Source organism: Sporolactobacillus sp. PKPK-6, from assembly GCF_056678885.1.
Map to the genome: position 1 here is coordinate 1 of NZ_JBWXPA010000010.1, position 601 is coordinate 601.

At 54.4% G+C, this 601-nt stretch carries 1 rRNA gene; it reads left to right on the forward strand.

The window, feature by feature from the left end:
* Positions 1–601: ribosomal RNA gene (locus AC1MBV_RS17215) — 23S ribosomal RNA — on the forward strand; the annotation flags it as partial.

The window sequence follows — 601 nt, forward strand, 5'->3', positions numbered from 1 at the left end:
TTGATCCGAAGATTTCCGAATGGGGGAACCCCCTATCTTGAACAGATAGGATGCTCTGCTGAATCCATAGGCAGAGTAAGGCAGACCCGGGGAACTGAAACATCTCAGTACCCGGAGGAAGAGAAAGCAAATGCGATTTCCTGAGTAGTGGCGAGCGAAAGGGAAACAGCCCAAACCAAAGAGCTTGCTCTTTGGGGTTGTAGGACACTCCACATGGAGTCAGAAATGCACGTTTCAGGCGAACGACCTGGAAGGGTCGGCCAAAGAAGGCAAACGCCCTGTAGCCGACGGAACGTGCACTCCGGAGTGGATCCTGAGTACGGCGGGACACGAGAAACCCCGTCGGAATCCGGGAGGACCGTCTCCCAAGGCTAAATACTCCCCAGTGACCGATAGTGAACCAGTACCGTGAGGGAAAGGTGAAAAGCACCCCGGAAGGGGAGTGAAAGAGATCCTGAAACCGTGTGCTTACAAGTAGTTGGAGCCCCCTTCGGGGGGTGACAGCGTACCTTTTGTAGAATGGACCGGCGAGTGACGATTCTAAGCAAGGTTAAGCTGAAGAGGCGGAGCCGCAGCGAAAGCGAGTCTGAATAGGGCGAAT